Origin of the sequence: Actinoplanes xinjiangensis, assembly GCF_003148685.1 — a bacterium.
Lineage (GTDB): Bacteria > Actinomycetota > Actinomycetes > Mycobacteriales > Micromonosporaceae > Actinoplanes > Actinoplanes xinjiangensis.
This window is the reverse complement of record NZ_QGGR01000035.1, coordinates 13889-31570: the sequence shown is the minus strand read 5'-3', so window position 1 is coordinate 31570 and position 17682 is coordinate 13889. Positions and strand designations below refer to the sequence as shown.

Annotated in this window: 17 protein-coding genes; 10 read left to right on the top strand and 7 right to left on the bottom strand. The window is 72.2% G+C overall.

Features of this window, described 5'->3' with window-relative positions; genetic code table 11:
* Positions 1 to 20: 20 nt before the first annotated feature.
* Entirely contained in the window at positions 21 to 512 is a 492-nt protein-coding gene (locus BC793_RS42555; RefSeq protein WP_239170633.1) for a CAP domain-containing protein, read from the bottom strand.
* A 209-nt stretch (positions 513 to 721) separates the two neighbouring features.
* Between BC793_RS42555 and BC793_RS42550 the strand changes: the two genes are divergently transcribed.
* The 4 genes from BC793_RS42550 to BC793_RS42535 all read left to right on the top strand — a co-directional run bounded on the left by BC793_RS42550 (position 722) and on the right by BC793_RS42535 (position 3625).
* Positions 722 to 1381 carry a hypothetical protein gene (locus BC793_RS42550; RefSeq protein WP_146246721.1) on the top strand — a complete coding sequence of 220 codons (660 nt, stop codon included), beginning with the start codon at positions 722 to 724 and terminating at the stop codon, positions 1379 to 1381.
* A 162-nt stretch (positions 1382 to 1543) separates the two neighbouring features.
* Positions 1544 to 2005: an SRPBCC family protein gene (locus BC793_RS42545; protein ID WP_109602316.1), complete on the top strand. Its 462-nt coding sequence runs from the start codon at positions 1544 to 1546 to the stop codon at positions 2003 to 2005.
* Positions 2002 to 2517, top strand: coding sequence for a hypothetical protein (locus BC793_RS42540; RefSeq protein WP_109602315.1), 516 nt, complete (start codon positions 2002 to 2004; stop codon positions 2515 to 2517). Before BC793_RS42545 ends, BC793_RS42540 begins: the two co-directional genes overlap by 4 nt.
* Positions 2518 to 2605: 88 nt before the next feature.
* Entirely contained in the window at positions 2606 to 3625 is a 1020-nt protein-coding gene (locus BC793_RS42535) for a hypothetical protein (protein WP_146246720.1), read from the top strand.
* Here BC793_RS42535 and BC793_RS42530 read toward each other — a convergent pair whose 3' ends face one another.
* On the bottom strand, positions 3626 to 3988 hold the full coding sequence (locus BC793_RS42530) for a YciI family protein (RefSeq protein ID WP_109602313.1): 363 nt from the start codon (positions 3986 to 3988) through the stop codon (positions 3626 to 3628).
* 196 nt (positions 3989 to 4184) lie between these two features.
* Here BC793_RS42530 and BC793_RS42525 point away from each other — a divergent pair, with 196 nt between their 5' ends.
* A complete protein-coding gene (locus tag BC793_RS42525) occupies positions 4185 to 4628 on the top strand; it encodes a PRC-barrel domain-containing protein (RefSeq protein ID WP_109602312.1) in 444 nt (147 codons plus the stop codon).
* Here the strand turns inward: BC793_RS42525 and BC793_RS42520 are convergent.
* Entirely contained in the window at positions 4593 to 4949 is a 357-nt protein-coding gene (locus tag BC793_RS42520) for a winged helix-turn-helix transcriptional regulator (protein WP_249037414.1), read from the bottom strand. The two genes, BC793_RS42525 and BC793_RS42520, sit on opposite strands and share 36 nt — an antisense overlap.
* A 69-nt stretch (positions 4950 to 5018) precedes the next feature.
* Between BC793_RS42520 and BC793_RS42515 the strand changes: the two genes are divergently transcribed.
* The gene (locus tag BC793_RS42515; protein ID WP_109602311.1) at positions 5019 to 5882 is read left to right on the top strand and encodes an alpha/beta hydrolase; all 864 of its coding nucleotides are present in this window, start codon (positions 5019 to 5021) and stop codon (positions 5880 to 5882) included.
* On the opposite strand, the gene BC793_RS42510 is transcribed toward BC793_RS42515, so the two are convergent.
* A complete protein-coding gene (locus BC793_RS42510; RefSeq protein WP_146246719.1) occupies positions 5862 to 6350 on the bottom strand; it encodes a hypothetical protein in 489 nt (162 codons plus the stop codon). The genes BC793_RS42515 and BC793_RS42510 overlap by 21 nt on opposite strands.
* A gap of 54 nt (positions 6351 to 6404) precedes the next feature.
* Positions 6405 to 6881 (bottom strand): nucleoside deaminase, encoded by a 477-nt coding sequence (locus BC793_RS42505; RefSeq protein WP_109602309.1) that lies wholly within the window; start codon positions 6879 to 6881, stop codon positions 6405 to 6407.
* A 158-nt stretch (positions 6882 to 7039) separates the two neighbouring features.
* On the opposite strand from BC793_RS42505, the gene BC793_RS42500 reads away from it, so the two are divergent.
* The 4 genes from BC793_RS42500 to BC793_RS42485 all read left to right on the top strand — a co-directional run bounded on the left by BC793_RS42500 (position 7040) and on the right by BC793_RS42485 (position 14868).
* The gene (locus tag BC793_RS42500; RefSeq protein WP_158319544.1) at positions 7040 to 8023 is read left to right on the top strand and encodes a S1 family peptidase; all 984 of its coding nucleotides are present in this window, start codon (positions 7040 to 7042) and stop codon (positions 8021 to 8023) included.
* 179 nt (positions 8024 to 8202) lie between these two features.
* Entirely contained in the window at positions 8203 to 12693 is a 4491-nt protein-coding gene (locus tag BC793_RS42495) for a glycoside hydrolase family 2 TIM barrel-domain containing protein (RefSeq protein WP_239170635.1), read from the top strand.
* Between the two features lie 82 nt (positions 12694 to 12775).
* The gene (locus BC793_RS42490; protein WP_146246718.1) at positions 12776 to 14410 is read left to right on the top strand and encodes a PP2C family protein-serine/threonine phosphatase; all 1635 of its coding nucleotides are present in this window, start codon (positions 12776 to 12778) and stop codon (positions 14408 to 14410) included.
* Positions 14410 to 14868 carry a response regulator gene (locus BC793_RS42485; protein WP_109602305.1) on the top strand — a complete coding sequence of 153 codons (459 nt, stop codon included), beginning with the start codon at positions 14410 to 14412 and terminating at the stop codon, positions 14866 to 14868. Before BC793_RS42490 ends, BC793_RS42485 begins: the two co-directional genes overlap by 1 nt.
* Here BC793_RS42485 and BC793_RS42480 read toward each other — a convergent pair.
* Positions 14787 to 16961: an ATP-binding protein gene (locus tag BC793_RS42480; RefSeq protein ID WP_109602376.1), complete on the bottom strand. Its 2175-nt coding sequence runs from the start codon at positions 16959 to 16961 to the stop codon at positions 14787 to 14789. The genes BC793_RS42485 and BC793_RS42480 overlap by 82 nt on opposite strands.
* A gap of 47 nt (positions 16962 to 17008) precedes the next feature.
* Positions 17009 to 17650, bottom strand: a complete 642-nt coding sequence (locus BC793_RS42475; protein WP_109602304.1) for an AbfB domain-containing protein — start codon at positions 17648 to 17650, stop codon at positions 17009 to 17011.
* Between the last annotated feature and the right edge of the window lie 32 nt (positions 17651 to 17682).

Below are 17682 nucleotides of genomic sequence, written 5' to 3'. Positions count from 1 at the left end.
GGGCGTCGTCGGGGTAACCGTCAGTACCCGAAGTCCTGGGTGTAGTACGGAGTGCCGTTCGCGGAGTAGACCGCGCCGACGCCGACCGACTTCGACTTGCAGTTGAGGATGTTGGCGCGGTGTCCCGGGCTGTTCATCCAGCCCTGCACCACCGACGCGGCGCTCTGGTAGCCCCACGCGATGTTCTCGGCCGACGGCTGGCCGTACCCGGTGGCCTTGGCGCGGGCGACGAACGACGAGCCGGCGCTGCCGGTGTGCGAGAACGTGCCGGTCCTGGCCATCCACGCGCTGTGCCCCCGGGCCGCGGCGGTCAGCTGCGCGTTCACCTTGAGGGCACCGCAGCCGCGCTTGGTGCGCTCGACGTTGGTGAGCCGGTTGACCTCGGTCTGCAGCGCCTGCTCCGAGGTCTTCGCCGGGGCTGCCTCGGCCGGCGTCGCGATCATCGTCATGGCGCCGGCGGCGGCGGGGGCGAGGAGGGCGGTCACGGCGAGGCGGCGAAGAAGCTGGCGCAAGAGCAGACCCTTTCGAAGGTACGGAACCCGGCTGTCCGACGGGCGCACCATTCCCTTCGGCCCGCCGCCCCGCAGCGGTGATCGCCAACACGGTGCGTGATGGTCTCCGTCCGGTTGCGGTGAATCGGGGACCGAATATCGATTGGGAACGTTCCCGGTGTACCGTGCCGTCGGACATCGAAGCTTATTTAAGACAATTTGGAGTTACCGTGAGTGCTGACGGTGCGCCCCGCTCGAAGTGGCCACTCGCCGTGGCCGGGGGAGTGCTCGCGCTCGTCGTCGCCGGCCTGGCCGTGGTCTACCGGGCCGTGGCCGGCGACACCGGCGCCCCGCAGACAGCGCCCGTGCAGGTCGCCGAGGGCTTCCCACCGGTGCTCCCACCCTCGTTCGAGGGCCCGTCGGTCTCCGCCTCCCGGCCCTCGCCCCGGCCCGCCCGGCTGTCCCCGTCCACCCCGCGCCGGTCGGCCAGGCCGGCCGCCGTGACACCCGGCAAGCCGATCACCGACTACGCGGCGTGCTCCACCGGGCGGGCGGTGATCTTCAAGGCGACCTACCCGGAGAAGTTCGGCTACCGGCACGTCTTCATCGACACCGACGCCGACCCGAGGACCGGGTTCGCGGTGCCGGCGATCGGCGGCGGCTTCGGCGCCGACTACATGATCGAGAACGACGTGCTCTACCGCTCGACCGGCACCGACTGGTCCTGGGCCGAGGTCGAGGGGGTGACCCCGCTGGCTGGCGTCACCGGTGGCAGCTACCGGTGGCAGTTGCAGCCGGGCTACGGCGTCGGCGATGTGGTGTTCAACGGCGCCGACGGCGAGACGACCGAGGAGAGGTACACCCCGGTCGTCCCGGTCCGGGCCTGCTGACGGTCGGGAGGCCGACGGCGCCGGTGCCGACGGTTGGGCGGCCCGGCCACCGCGGTGGCCGGGCCGCCCAGCCGGGTCATCGCCCGATCCGGAGACCGGCACCCCGATGATCGTGCCCGGGGGCCGTTCCCGCCGCCGGCCCCGGAATGCTTCGATGAGCGTATGAGCAAGCGAATCGTCAGCGCCGTCCGGGACGTCGAGGCACCCGCCGAACGGATCTTCGAACTCATCGCCGACCCGTCGTCGCAGCCCGGCTGGGACGGCAACGCCAACCTGACCGCGGCCGCCGCCGGCCAGCGGGTGCACGCCGTCGGCGACGTGTTCGTCATGACGATCAGCACCGGCGACCTGCGGGAGAACCACGTCGTCGAGTTCGCCGAGGGCCGGCTCATCGCCTGGAAACCGTCCGAGGTCGGTAAGGACACCCCGGGACATCTGTGGCGGTGGGAACTCGAACCGCTCGGTCCGACCCGCACCCGGGTCACCCACACCTACGACTGGACCGGCCTCACCGACGAGAACCGCATCGCGCGCGCCGAGGCCAACACCGGCGACACACTGCTGGCCTCCATCGACCGGCTCGCCGCCGTCGCGCAGTCGCCGTCTCCGTCAGATCGACCGTGACGTATTCCGATGCGGTCGTCCTCGTCATCGACGACGTGGATTTCGCGTTCCCCGCGGCGGTCCGGTCGGTGCCTTGGCATAGCGAGGATCCGGCGGAATTCGAAGCCGCCGACCTGCGCTACTGCCATTTTCCGTCGCGGGTGACCTTCAGTGTCGGCGACGCGGTGGTGATGGGGCCGCGGTCTATGGTTCCGCTCTTCGACTTCCTTGCGGTACTGGCGCTGTCGCTGAAAGACCTCCGTGCCGGCGGACCGGGTTCCTTGACCTTCACCGAGTCGGCCGACCGCGTCGAGCTGCGTCCGGTCGGCGCGGAGGCCGTCGAGGTGGTGTACGCCGAGGCGTGCTCCGAGCCGGGTCGCCTCTATCACCGGGAGCGGGTGAAGGCGCGGACGACGCGGTCGGAGTTGGTGAATGCGTTCGCCTCATTCGTCGAATACGGTCGCGGACTGCTGATCGATAATGCCGCGGGATTCGAGCGGAATCCGCATATCGGCGCATTGTCGATCGATTAGGTCCCGTCTCCGGAGCCGACCCGGGCCGTATGTTTCAATGGCGGCCGCCGCATCGATCATCATGAGCGGCTTCACGGGGGAGACGAAGGTGCAACGCAGAAGAATCCTACTGACGGCCGCCGCGATCGCGGTGAGTGCCCTGGTCGCGCCGGCGGCGGCGACCGCGGCGCAGACCAAACCGATCCTGGTGGCCGACCCGGCCGGGACGGAGCGTGACTTCGTGCGCTGGCTGTCGGTCCACGACCCGCGGCCGGTGGTCCGGGAGACGGCACAGCAGACCCTGACCGGAGGCGACGCCACGACGTTCCTCGCCGCCGGGTACACCGCCGCCGCGGACCGGGCGGCGCGGGAACGGGCGTGGCAGCTCGACTTCGCCGACCGGACGGCGGCCGCGTATCCGGCGCGGACCCATCCGTGGGTGCACGTGGCGGCCCGGCGCGCGGCCGCCGGCACCGACGACGAGCTGGCCGGGTTCGCCGCCGGCGGGTTCACGGCGGCCCTCACGCAGGACGACGCCGGCCGGCCGTATGACGACGGCGCCGGCCAGGTGACCCCGGACGACCGTGCGCTGGTCGCGGACCTGGGCCACCGGGATCCGAACCTCACCGTGCGGCAGCGGGCCGCCGACGTGCGGACCGATGCCGAGGTCGCCGAGTTCCTGCGCCACGGCTGGCTGAGCGCCGCCCGGCTCGACCTCGACGCGTTCCGTGCCGAGTATGTCGCCGGGGAGTGGGCCGGGTGGGACGAGGCCCGGTACCACATCGGGGTCGCCGTCACCGCGGACCGGCAGGCACGGCAGGGCACCGCACCGCCGATCGCCGCGGTGACCGCATGGCGGACCGTCGGCACCCGGGCCGTCAAGCAGCCGGCGATCTGGACCGAACGGGAACGGTACGCGCAGGGTCGCGCCGACACCTGGACGAGGACCGCGCTGACCGCCACCGCATCACCGAGCCCGCTGCGGGCCGCGCTCGCCACCGACGCCCCGGCCGTCCACGCCGGGTGGATCGCCGAGGCCAGGCACGCCGCCGATCAGCGCACCTGGTGGCAGACCCTGATCCGGTACGCCCAGGACACCGCGACCCTGTGGACCCGCCCCGGCGTCTGATCAACGCCGGGCCGCGCCCGGGCCACGGAACCGGTGCACCTCCTGCGGCCAGTCGAGCGCGACCGCGAGGCGGCCGGCCCAGTGGCGTGCCGCCTCGTCGTCGGGCACGTCCACGACGGCGAAGCCGCCGAGGTGCTCCTTGGTCTCCACGTACGGACCGTCGGTGAACAGTGGTTCGCCGGCGGCCGATTCGACACTGCACACCGCCGTGGACCGGTTGAGAGCGCCGTTGGAGAAGATCAGCACATCGGCGGCCAGCATCTCGTCGATCACCGCCCGGGCCGCCGTGGCCTTCTCGGCGATCTGCTCCTCGGTATGGGCGGGCACCCACTCGTCGTTGAAGGTGATCAGATACTCCGGCATGGTCGGTCTCCTCCTGGTCACGGGCGACGGCCGGTGGGCCGCCGCACACCGGTTCCACGATCGGGCACGCCGGCATCCGACACCGGCGCGGCACCGTCCTGCCGGATTCTGACGGACGGGACATCCGCCGGACCACCCGCCACCCGGCATGAAACCCCAGAAATGGGGTAACCCGCAGGCAAGGGAGGTGACTGTGATGGGAGAGCCTGTCGGCACGCTGACGGCGCTGAGCGACACCAATCAGCTGGTCGCCGACCCGGCCCTGGATGTGCGGGGCCGGTCGGTGATCGACAGTGGCGGCGAGAAGATCGGCACGGTGGCCGATCTGCTGGTCGACAACGAGACCAACCACGTGCGGTTCCTGCGCGTGGAGCACGGCGGCGTTCTCGGTTTCGGGGCGCAGTCGTCGTTCATCCCGGTCGGGGCGATCGCCCGGGTGACCGAGGACGAGGTGTACGTGTCGTCGTCGAAGGACCACGTCGCCGGCGGCCCGGGGTACGACCCGGACCTCGTCGACCAGCACGACTACTACGACAAGATCTACGGCCACTACGGGCAGGACACGGCGGTCGCACGCGGATCGGCGTATCCGGGCCTGACCGGGCTACCCGGCAGCCCCGGGCTGCCGCCGGTCCGCTGACTCCAGGGCCCAGGCGCAGATCGCGGCAAGCGGTTCCTGCAGCGTCTTGCCCAGGGCCGTCAGTGAGTACTCGACGTGCTGCGGCGGGTCTTCCTTGAGGACGCGCCGCAGCACGAGACCGTCGCTCTGCATGTCGCGCAGCGTCTCGGTGAGCACCTTCTGCGTGATCCCGGCGACCCGGCGGCGCAGCTCGGCGTGCCGTTGCGGGCCGGCCAGCAGCGCGTAGACGATCAGTACCCGCCACTTGGAGGCCAGCCGCTCCAGCGCCTGCCGGGTCGCGCAGCTCTCCTCCAGCACGTCCGGAATGATCAGCGCCATCATCGCCCTCCCCATGGGCACCTGGAAGTGCCTTCTGTTCCGCCGCGGCGGGCTGCGCCTAGCGTCGCAGACATGCTGACACACATCACTTTCGACGCCGACGGCCTCACCCTCGCCGGCGACCTGCGGGTGGCCGGCGACGGTGCGCCCGCGGTCGTGCTCACCGGGCCGTTCACCGGGGTGAAGGAGCAGGTCACCGGGGGATACGCGGCACGTCTGCACGAACGCGGCATCACCACTCTGGCGTTCGACCACCGCGGGTTCGGGCAGAGCCAGGGCCGCCGGGCACACGAGGACGGCCAGGGCAAACTCGCCGACCTGCGGGCCGCCGTGAGTGTCCTGGCCGCGCATCCGGCGGTCGGCGCCGACCGGATCGGGGTCGTCGGGATCTGTCTCGGCGGCGGCTACGCGTTGCGGGCCGCGGCCGGTGACCCGCGGCTGCGGGCCGTGGTGGGGATCGCGGGCGCCTACAACAGCCCGGCCCGGTTCGCCGCCGGCGACCTGGACGGCTACCGGCGGGCGCTGGCGTCGTTCATCGACCGGTGGGACGAGGACCTGCCGGCGGTCGCCGCCGGCGGTGCGCCCGCGGCGATGGGCGGCGACGAGCCCTTCGCCTACTACGGCACCGGCCGGTCGAAGGCCGGGCACTGGGAGAACCGGGTCACCCACGGCTCCCTGCACGCGCTGATGACCTTCGACGCTCTGGGTGCGGCGCCGCTGCTGTCCCGGACGCCGCTGCTCGTGGTGCACGGGCGCACCGACGCCTACTGCTCGCCGGAACTGGCCGAGGCCCTGTACGAGCAGGCGGCCGGCCCGAAGCGACTGCTCTGGCTCGACGCCGGACAGCACATCGACCTGTACGACGTCGAGCCGTACGTCACCCGGGCCGCCGACGAGACCGCGGAGTTCCTCCGGTCAGTTCTCCACGACCGGTGACGCGGTCAGGTCGATACGCCGGTCACCCGCGCCGTCGCGGTCCACGTTGTAGATCAGGTAGCCCGACGTGCTCCACCCGCCGCGCTGCGGTGACTGCCGGAAGGCCGCCTCGCACGTGAACACGGCGCTGCGGTCGCTGTTGACCCGCCTGGTCAGGTCGCAGGATCCGTGCGCCACCGGCCGTGCGCCCTGCTGAAGGTCGAAGTGGACGACCAGCAGATCGAACTTGCGATCACCGTCGGTGAGGTCGTCACCGCCGTCGTCCCACGACACACCGGCGTACGCCCCTCGCGTCGGCTGCCCGTGGTAGATGCACAGCCGGACCCGGAAGTCGGTGTTCCAGCCGGGCGTGTCGAACTCGATCGCCTGTTGCGGCCCGCAGCTGGTGGCGGCGCCCGCGGCCGTGCCGGTCACCGCGACACCGGCCGTGGCCAGCGCCACCACCAGCGCGAATGCCCCTTTTCTCATGACTGTCACCCCCGTAGAGCCATCATGGCCCCCGGGCGGGCCCGACGGGGGCGGCTACCGGAAACGGCCCCGGTGCAGCTCACGCAGCTCGGCCTCGAAGATCGGGGCCGGGCCGTCGACCCGGGCGCCGGGCACCACCGCCGCGATCGGCAGCGGCGCCACCGGGCCGGGCGGTACGTCCCATTCGGTGAGCCAGCCGACCAGCTGGCCGCTGGACGCCGCGTACACGATCCGGCCCAGGCCGACCCAGCCGTGACTTGCCGCACACATCGGGCAGTGTTCACCGGAGGTGTACACGGTCGCCGCGGCCCGCTCGCCGGGCGTCAGATGGGTGGCCGCCCACCGGGAGATGGCGAACTCCGGGTGCTGGGTCGCGTCGCCGTTACGGACCCGGTTGCGGTCCTCGAAAAGGACCTTGCCATCGGCTGCGACCAGCACCGATCCGAACGGCTCGTCACCGTCGGCGACGGCTTCGCGGGCCAGGTCGACACAGCGGCGCAGGTGTGTCAGATCGTCGTCGCTGATTCCCATGAGGCTCAACCCTAATCGGTGGTGAACGTGTGCCGCCCGCGCCACGTACCACTCTGCGTGATGCAACCTCCTAGGCTTCCCGCTCGTCATGCCAGGCAGACATTCGAGGAGGTTCATGCATGCGGGGGCTTGCGCGGCTCGTTTACGCTCCACACCCGTTGAGGACGATATCGAGATTTCTCGCCGGGGCGGCCGCCGTGATCATCGGGGCGGCCGGTGTGACGACGCCCGCGTACGGCATCGCCGACGGTGAGGCGGTGCCCGACGGGCGGTACCCGTTCGCGGTCAAGATCTCCACGATCGGCATCCCGACGGCGGACGGCGGCAGACGGGACAGTTCCTGCTCCGGTGGCCTGATCTCGCCCCGGTGGGTGATCACGGCGGCGCACTGCTTCCGCGATCTGGACGGCAACCGGGTGTCGCGCACCGTGGCGGAGCAGACCTTCGCGACGATCGGGCGGGCCGACCTGACCGGTGAGGACGGCTTCACCGCCGACGTGGTCGAGGTGGTCCAGCACGGCGAGGCCGACGTCGCGCTCATCCGGCTCGACAAGGCGATCACCGCGATCAGCCCGCTCAAGCTGGCGAACGGCGAACCCGCCGAGGGACAGAAGGCCAGGCTGGTGGGGTACGGGTTGACCAACCCCCGGGCCAAGCGGACCCCCGACCGGTTGCGCACCGGCCGGTTCGAGGTCACCTCGGTGGACGCCACCGAGATGGGACTGTCCGGGGTCGCGCCCCGGGCCACCACCAGCCCGTGCGAGCGGGACTCCGGTGGGCCGTACTTCACCGAGGGCTCGGCCGGGACGGTGCTGATCGGCGTGGTCAGCCGGGGGCCGGACTGCCCGCACACCGGCCCGGACATCGCCACCCGGGTCGACGCCATCGCCCCATGGGTCAAGTCGGTGATCAAGAACGATCTGGCGGCCGCGCCGGCGCCGTCGAAGACACGCAAGCCGTCCGGGCGTACCGGCGGATCGTCGGCGCAGGCCGCGCCCCCGGCACCCGCCTCGACCATCGCCGGGTTCTCGCCCGCCGTCCTGGTGACCATCCCGGCCCTTGCCGTCGGCTTCGTGGTCATCCTGATCGCCACCGGGCGCCGCAACCGGCGCCGGTACGGCAACCACCGCCGCCGGCGCTGACGCCGACCACGACGGCCGCCTCCTGCCGGGGGCGGCCGTCGGCGTGTCACGGAACGCGCGGCATCGACACGGTTCCATGTCGGGTGACTCTGTTGTAACGTCGCAATCGCTTCGAACATGTTCAGTTCTGGTCGAACATGTTGCGAGTCTGTTCGCGGTGCCATCGGAGGGAGCGGCGAATGTCGCGAATCGTGGGTTCGATCGTGGCGGTTCTGCTGGGTTTCGTGGCGGTTCCCGCCCCCGCCGCGCAGGCGGTGGCGGGACCCGTCACGGCCGGGCCACAGAACCCGGCGGACGTGTACCGCTACCTGGAGGATCCGCAGATGACCGGCGAGGGCCAGGAGGCCCCGCACGCCGACCTGCGGCCCTACGGCGATGTGGCGACGGCGGTACGCGACGCCACCGAGCACCGCGCCCGGTCGCCGTACGTGACGAGCCTCAACGGCGGCTGGCGGATGAAACTGTTCGACCGGCCCGACGACGTACCGGCCGGGTTCGCCGCCGACGGGTTCGACAGCTCCCGCTGGCCGACCGTGTCGGTGCCGCACACCTGGCAGTCCGACTTCATCGACCACCCGATGTTCCGCAACATCCCGGAGGAGATCTGGCCGGACAACCCGCCGTACGTGCCCAAGGACGTCAATCCGACCGGCGCCTACGTGCGGACCTTCGACGTGCCGAAGAACTGGGCCGGCGGCCGGGAGTTCCTCCGCTTCGAAGGCGTGACCAGCGGATACTTCGTCTGGGTCAACGGCCGTTACGCCGGATACGACCAGGGCGGCTACACCCCGGCCGAGTTCGACGTGACCGCGCTGCTCAAGCCGGGCCGCAACACGATCGCCGTCCAGGTGCACCGCTGGGGCGCCGGCGCCTACCTGGAGGACTTCGACCAGTGGCGGTACAGCGGCATCTTCCGTGACGTCGTGCTGTACCGGACCGGGCCGGTGCGCCTGCGTGACGCGTACGTCACGACCGATCTCGATCCGCAGTTCCGGGACGCGACCCTGAACGCCCGGGTGGACCTGGCCGGTGGCCCGCACGACGGCTGGACGGTGCGCGGCACGCTGCGCGACGCCTCCGGCCGGACCGTCGTCACGATGACCGGGGCCGCGGACCAGGACCGGGTCACCCTCAGCACGCCGGTCACGAATTCGGCGAAGTGGTCGGCCGAGGAGCCGAACCTCTACACGCTCGCGCTGGAACTGCTGACACCCGACGGGCGCGCGGCGCACATCACCGCGCAGACGGTCGGCTTCCGCGAGATCGAGGTCCGCGACAGGCAGCTGCTGGTCAACGGCGAACGGATCCTGGTCAAGGGCGTGAACCGCTCGGAGACCGACCCGGACACCGGCCGGTACGTCACCCGGGCGGCGCAGCGCGAAGACGTGTTCCTGATGAAGCGCCTGCACATCAACGCCGTGCGCACCTCCCACTACCCGTCCGACCCGTACTTCTACGACCTGGCCGACCGCTACGGGCTGTGGGTGGACGACGAGGTCGACATCGAGACCCACTCGCGGGAGAACTGCCCCAGCGTCTGCCTGGCGTCGAAACCGGAGTGGCAGGCCGCGTTCGCCGACCGCTTCCAGGCGATGGTGGCCCGCGACAAGAACCACCCGAGCGTGCTGATGTGGGACACCGGCAACGAGGCCGGCCTCGGCACCGCCCACCACACGATGGCGCAGTGGGCGGACGCCAACGAGCCGACCCGCCCGCTCTACCACCAGTCGAACTCGCCGGACGGTGACGCCCCGTTCGCCGACGTGAGCGGCCCCCGCTACCCGACTCCGGCATCGGTGGAGGCCAAGGCCCGCACCGGCACGAAACCGATCGTGATGGGCGAGTACGCCCACGCCATGGGCAACAGCATGGGCAACTTCGACCAGTTCTGGGCGATCGCCCGCCGCGAGCCGTCCATGCAGGGCGGTTTCGTCTGGGACTGGGCAGACCAGGACCTTCGCCAGCCGCTGATCCTGACCCCGGACACGTCGGCCAACCGCATCCAGGCGTTCCTGGTCGGCAAACCCACCTTCACCGACGGCCACCGGGGGAAGGCGATCAGCCTGTCCAGCCTCGACGACTTCGTCGACGTCTTCCGCGACCGGCGCCTGGACCTCACCGACCGGGTCACCCTGGACGCCTGGGTGAAGCCCGGCGCATGGGCGGGCAGCTTCCCGATCGTCACGAAGGGCCGCGCCTACGCCCTCCAGATGCGCGACCAGGACACCCTCGAATTCGGCGTGAACGACGTCTGGGCCGCCGCCGACGTGCCGGCCGACTGGTACGGGCAGTGGCACCGGGTGACCGGCACCTACGACGGCACCGCACTGCGGCTGGCGATCGACGGCGCGCCGGTCGCGACGACAGCCCGGACCGGGCCGATCGATCCCGGGCTCTACGAGGTCAACATCGGCCGCAACGCCGAGACCCAGCAGGACGACCTGAAGGTACGCACCGGTCGCGGCCTGATCGACGACGTGCGCATCTACGGCAGCGGCCCGGACCCGGTCCTGGCTTTGGACTTCGACCGCTCCCAGCGGCGCGGCGACTTCCTCAGCCTCGGCCTGAGCCTCTCCGGCACCGACGGCATGGTCACCTCCGACCGCATCCCGCAGCCGGAGACCGAGGAGGTGGCCTGGGCGCACTCACCGGTCCGGATCACCGCCGTGGACGTGGCCGCCGGCCGGGTACGCGTGCTCAACGAACAGCCCGCCGGCACCCTGCGGCTGCGCCTGAACTGGTCACTCACCGAGATCGACCGGCGGCTGCGCGGCGGTACCCGGGACGTGACGCTGGCGCCCGGCCAGAGCATCGATCTCGACCTGGGCGCCGTTCCGGCCAACCCCCACGACCGGGAGCGGTGGCTCAATGTGTCCGCCGCGACCGTCGCCGACCTGCCGTGGGCGCGCCGCGGATGGGTCGTGGCCCGCGAACAGTTCGCCGCCGGCGGCCGGGTCGCCCCCGGCATCCTGCCCGCTGCCGCCCGCCGCGCGCCGCGGCTCACGCAACAGGCCGGGACGATCACCGTCCGCGGCGATGGCTGGCGCTACCGGTTCCAGAACGGGGCACTGACCTCCCTCACCGCCGACGGCCGCGAGCTGCTCAAGGCCGGCCCCGAACTGGACGTCCACCGGCCGCCGACCAGCAACGAGACGTACGGCTGGGGCACCGCCGACCGCAACCTCTGGCACGAGGTCGGCCTGGACCGGCTGCGGACCACGGTCGAGGACGTCACCGCGGCCGTCGACGGCGAGCAGGCGGTGATCACCGTCCGCAGCACGGCCGCGGCGCCCGGCCTCGCGACCGCCTTCGCCGTCGGCCAGACGCTGCGCTACCGCATCGACGGCAACGGCACGATCACCCTCGACCACCGGGTGCAGGCCCGCGGCACCCGCGCCGGGACACTGCCCTATCTCCCGCGCGTCGGTGTCCGGGTCAAGGTGCCCGCGACCCTGGACGACTTCACCTGGTACGGCACCGGACCGCACGAGACGTACAACGACCGGGTCAGCGCCGCCACCGTCGGCGTCTGGCGCAGCACCGTCGACGACCAGTACGTGCCGTACGCCCGCCCGCAGGCCCACGGCAACCACACCGGCACCCGCTGGGCCGCCCTCACCGACGGCCACCGGGCCGGACTGCTCGTCGGCAGCCCGGCCGGCGCGGACCTCGACGTCAGCGTCACCCGCCACGACGACCTGGACCGTGCCGAATACGCCCACCAGCTGCCGTTCGTCCGCAACGACGGCTGGGTGACCCTGCACGCGGCCACCGGCGAGACCGGCATGGGGGAGACCCCGAACTCGGTCCTCGCCCCCTACCGGCTGTCACCGACCGCGGCCTACGACTACTCCCTGGTCCTGCGGCCCCTCGACGACGGGCGTCTGCCGTCACCGACCGCCGCCGCGCCCTGCCCGCCGGACGTCGCCCTCACCGCCGACGACCGGACCGTGACGGTACGGGTCGACGCCCGCTGTGCCGCACCCCTGCGGGACGTGGCCGTCACCCTGGACGTGCCGGACGGCTGGCAGGCCACCCCGGCCTCGGTGCCGCTCGGCGAGGTCACCGCCGGCACCCCGGAGACGGCGACCTTCCGGATCACCGCTCCGGCCGGGACCGACTGGGGCCGGCATCCGCTGACCGCGTCGGTCACCTCGATCACCGCGGACGGCTTCCGCGACACCGTGCGTGCCACCGCCACCGTCGCCACCCCGTTGCCCGAAGGCTCCTCCTGGGTCAGTGACCTGCCGTTCCTGGAGTCCCAGAACGGCTGGGGGCCGGTCGAACGCGACCGCAGCAACGCCGAACAGCCCGCCGGTGACGGCCGGCCGCTCACCATCGGCGGCACCGTCTACGACAAGGGCCTCGGCGCCCATGCCGTCTCGTCGGTGGCGATCGATCTGAGCGGCCGCGGCTGCACCACGTTCCGCGCCGACGTCGGCGTCGACGACGAGATGGGCGAGTCCGGGTCGGTCGCCTTCGAGGTATGGGTGGACGGTGTGCTCACGACGTCGTCCGGCCGGCTCACCGGATCGGCGTCCGCGCAGTCCGTCGAAGCCGACGTGACCGGGGGAACCCGGCTGGAGCTGAGGGTCACCGACGCCGGCGACGGCGTCGGTGCCGACCACGGCGACTGGGCCGCCGCGCGGTTGCTGTGCCCCTCGGCGTGACCACCACCGCTGTTTACGCCGATCACGCTCCGGCGATATATGTCCGGGGCGTGGTCGGCGACGGCGAAGAGGGTGACCGACGGTGGGGGATACCGATCTGGGATGGGCCACGACGCTGCACCGGATGTGGACCTCCGTCGGGCGGATCAGCGCGCGCGACGAACTCGCCCAGCTGATCCTGCCGCCGTTGCAGGCGCTGCCCGGCGTCGTCGCGGTGTGGGGACTGCGGCACGCCCCCGACGACCACGTCGTGGAGTACCGGTGGACCGGGGTTCCCCTGGAGGGCCCGAACCGGGAGACCGCCACGGCGATCGCCGCCGGCCGTACCCCTGAGGCGTTGTCCGATCTCGGGTTCGCCGAGGTGATCGGCGACCGTTTCGACCTCGCCGGGGAACCGGGCGGCACCATCCTGGTCGCCGTCGACGAGACCGCCGACGTGCCGGTGATCCGCGCCTGCCTCGGCCAGGTCATCGAAGTGACCCGGGAGGCGATCCGCAGACTCGGCCAGCGCCGCGCCGAACTGGCCCAGCAGACCCGCGACGCGCTGCTCGCCGAGGCGTCGCTGCAGATGGACGCCGTTCTGGACACCACGCAGACGATGCAGCGAATCCCGCGCATGGCGGTCCCGGCGATCGCCGAAGGCTGCCTGGTCTACGTCACCGACCAGGCGCGGCCGGTGCTGCGCAGCTCGGTGCACGTCGACATGCGCCGGCTGGCCGCGCTGCTGGCCGACCGGGCCGTCGTCGAGCACCTCGACCACATGGTCGGCCGGGCGGTCCAGGGCGGTCCGGTCCCACCCGCCGACACTGCTCTGCTGGGCACCCGCGCCGTCGACCTGCAGCCGCTGCACGCCCGCGGCGAGATCGTCGGCGCGCTGGTCTTCCTCTTCGACCGGGACGACGCTGCCATCCCGCCGTCGGCGTTCCTGCGCGATCTCGCGTCGCGGGCGGCGCTGGCCATCGACAACGGCACCCGCTACGAGCGGCGCCGCCAGGACGTCGTCACCATGCAGCAGCACCTGCTGCCGACCCGGCTGCCCGACGTCGACGGACTCGAATTCGCCGCCGCCTACCTGGTCGGCGACCGGATCCTGGAGGTGGGTGGCGACTTCTACGACGTGGTGACCGGTGACGGCGGCATGGTCGCGGCACTGATCGGCGACGTCTGCGGCCGCGGTGTCGACGCCGCCGCGCTGACCGGGATGGCCCGGCACACCCTGGCCGCGCTGCTCCAGGAGGGGCTCACTCCGCAACGGGCCATGGCCCGGCTCAACGCCCGGCTGCGGTTGGACGGGTCCTGGCGGTTCGTCACCGCCGGCGTGGCCTGCCTCCGGCCCCACGGCGACGGCATCGCCGTGGAATGGGTGTCCGCCGGGCACCCCGCCCCGGTCGTGCTGCGCCGCGCCAGCGGCCCGGAACGCGGAACCGGCGGCGGTGCCCTGCTCGGCGTGCTGCCCGAACCGAAGGTCGGTGTCTCCGAGCTGATCCTGGCCCCCGGCGACACTCTGATCATCTTCACCGACGGGCTCACCGAGAGCCGCGGCGCGGACGGGGTCATGTTCGAGGACCACGCCCTCGGCGAGACCCTCGACCGGCTCCGCGGCCGTCCCCTGCGCGAACTGGTCGACGAACTGAGCACAGCCTCCGCCGCTTTCGGCGGGCCACGCACCGACGACATCGCGGTCCTGGCGATCCGCGCCGGGAAGGAACAGCTCTGATGAGCGATCTCATCTTCGTGGTCGAGGACAGTGACGAGGACGTCGAGGCCATCGAACGGGCCATCGGCCGGTCCCACCCGGCACTGCGCCGGGAGTTCTTCCGCTCCGGCGCGGACGTGCTGGCCGGCCTCACCGAACCGGGCCGGGAACGGCCCTGGCTGGTGCTGCTCGACCTCAACATGCCCGGCGAGAGCGGCCTCGACGTGATCCGGGGGGTCCGGGCCCACACCGACCTCGACGAGGTGCGGCTGGTGGTGTTCACCTCGTCGGAGGACCAGGCCGAGGCGGACGCCTGCCACGCCGCCGGCGCCGACAGCTACGTCTACAAGCCGCTCAACTTCGCCCTGTTCCAGAGTGTGCTCAGCCAGACCGTCGACTACTGGAGGTCACGGCCGGGCTCGGGGAACGTGGCCCGGATCGTGGTCCCGCCGCCGGGGGACTCCTCGGCCCAGACCTGACCGCCGTGGCGTTCCACGATGCGGCGCACGATGGCCAGACCGGCGCCCGACCCGTCGTATCCGGCGGTCGCCGGGTGCAGCCGCCGGAACAGCTGGAACGCCTGTTCCCGCAGATGCGGCGGCATGCCGATGCCGTTGTCGCGGACCACCAGCTCCGGGCCGCCGGTCACCGAAACCAGCCGCGGGCCGTCCGGGCGCGCATACTTCGCCGCGTTCACCAGCAGGTTCACCAGCACCTGGTCGAACAGCACCGGATCGGCGGTGACCGTCGTCCCGGGGCCGGGCATGCCGATCGACACGCCGGCCTCCCGCAACCGCGGGCCGGCCACCTCCAGCGCCCGGGTCACCGCCTCCGACAGGTCCAGCGACCGCCGATGCAGTTCGGTACGCCCCAGCCGCGAATAGTAGAGAAGTGCGTTGAGCAGCTCGTCCATCCGTTCCGCCAGCCGCTGGATCGACGCCAGCCGGCGGGCCGTCACCTCGTCCAGTTCGTCGGCGGTGTCCTCGACGATGAACGTGGCCGTATTCGCGATCCCGCGCAGCGGCTCCTTCAGGTCGTGGGCGGCCGCGTGCGCGAACGCGTCCAGGTCCACGTTGCTGCGGCTCAGCTCCCCGTTCAGCACCGAGACCCGGCGGGCGTGCGTCACCGCGATCCCGACCACGGCCCGGCCCAGCTCGACCGCCATCGCCAGATCGTTGGACGACCACGGCAGGCTCCGCCCCCGCACCGAGGCCAGGAACACCGCCGTCGACCCGCGCGGGGTCAGCCGCCGCCCGTGCGGACCCGGCACCACCGGCTCGGCCGGGTCGGTCGCCCAGCGCCGCGGCACCGTACGCTCCCCGCGCAGCCACACGATCAGATCGCCGTCCGGCCCCGACGGCAACACCAGCGCACCGCACACCCCCGGCGACAGCGCGGCCAGCGCGGGCACGTCCTCACCCAGCCGGTCGCTGTGCCACATCGACCCGGCATGCGGTACCGCGGCGAGCAGCGCGTCCACCAGCTCCGGCCCCGGATCGGCGCCGTGCACCGTGACCCGGCCCTCGGCGCGGATCAGCACCGCATCACAGGCGATCACCCGGGCCATCCCGTCCGGGTCCAGCGGCCACACCCCGCTCGGCCCCGCCGACGCGGTCTCCAGCAGGCGGGCGATCAGCGTCCGGGACCGGTCCCGGGCGGCCGCCTGCTCCCGTTCCCGCAACGCCGCCAGATGCAGCGACAGCGCCACCCCGAAGAACTCACACGCCGCCCGGACCTGCGGGGTCAGCGTGGTCGGTGTACGTCCGTGACAGGCGATCAGCCCCCACAGCCGGCCGCCGGACAGCAGCGACACCGACATCGACGACCGCACCCCGATGTTGCGCAGATACTCCAGGTGGAACGGGGACACCGTGCGCAGGACCGACATCGACAGGTCGAGCGGCCCGGACAGGCGGGCCGTCGCGTCGTCGACGTCGGCGATCACCCGGATCCAGTTGCGCTCGTACAGCCGGCGGGCCTGCGGCGGGATGTCGCTCGCCGGGAACCACAGACCCAGCCACGGCTCCCCGCCCTCGGCCACGTCCTCGGCGATCACCTCACCCGCGCCGTCCAGGCTCTCGAACCGGTAGGCGACCACCCGGTCGTAGCCGGTGATCGCCCGGACCTCACGCACCGCGGCCCGGCACGCCTCGACCACGGTGGCGGCCATCTGCAGCCGGATCAGCGCCTGCCGGATCGGGGTGTAGATCGCCGGGAAGTCGTGCGCCGCGCCGGCCGGCTCGAACTCCAGCACCAGCATGCCGTCGCAGCGGTGCACGGTCACGTCGAAGCGCCCGGCGCCGGCCTCGGCGGTCGTGGTCACCGGCATCATCGCGGTCTGCCCGGTGTCCGCGTCGGCCAGCCCCTCCAGCGCGGCCAGCTGATCGACATCCAGCAGCCGCGTCGCCGGGGTACCGGCCAGGCCGGCGACACCGAGCATCCGTTCAGCGTTCGCGCTGGTCACGGCGATCTCGCCGGCCCGGATCGCGATCAGGGCGCCGTACGACTGGACACCGCCCAGCAGATGGATCGGCTCACGCACGCACTGCGTCAGGTCGAACCCGCCGCCCACCGCATGCTCCGCGGCGGCCACCTGCTCCGGCAGCCCGCCCGGGGTGCTCAGGACGGCACCTGCACCATGAAGGAGGTCCCCGGCTCCTTGTCGATGTAGAGCGAGTCGTCGTCGCGCCGGTGCACCACATGATCCGGGTAGTTCTTCGACCGCAGCCGGACCGTGCCCGCGTCGGTGCCCGCCTCCCGGCAGAACGTGGCGTCCGCCCGGAACAGGTCCGAGTCGTCGGAGGCGTCGAACCGCAGCCGGTAGTCGAAGTGCCGCAGGTAGCGCCCGTCCTCCAGCCGGAACGAGAAACAGGTGTCGTCGGCCAGGCCGGCACTCACCGTCAGCGTGGCCGGGTCGGCGGGCGACATCTTCGCGTACTCGCCGGTGGCGGTCAGATAGGTGGCCTCGTCATCGAGCGGCGACAGCAGCCAGGACCCGGCCGCGAGCTGCGGTTTCGCGGGCTTCGTCGGCGCGGGAGCCGGCTCTGCCGGCGCCGAGGTCGCGGCGGCCGCCGGTCTCTGCTCGGCACCGCCGGTGCTGCTCCACGCGGCGTAGCCGAGGCCGAGGACCGCGACCACCCCCACGACGACGCCGACGATCATGGCGCGGGGCAGCCGGTCCGGCGCACTGCCGCTCGTCTCCACACCGCCGCGCCCGTAGACGGTGCCGGACGGCCGGGGTCCGGGGACCTGGTCGGTCATCGATGTCCTCCTCCACTGCTTCCGCTGGCGAA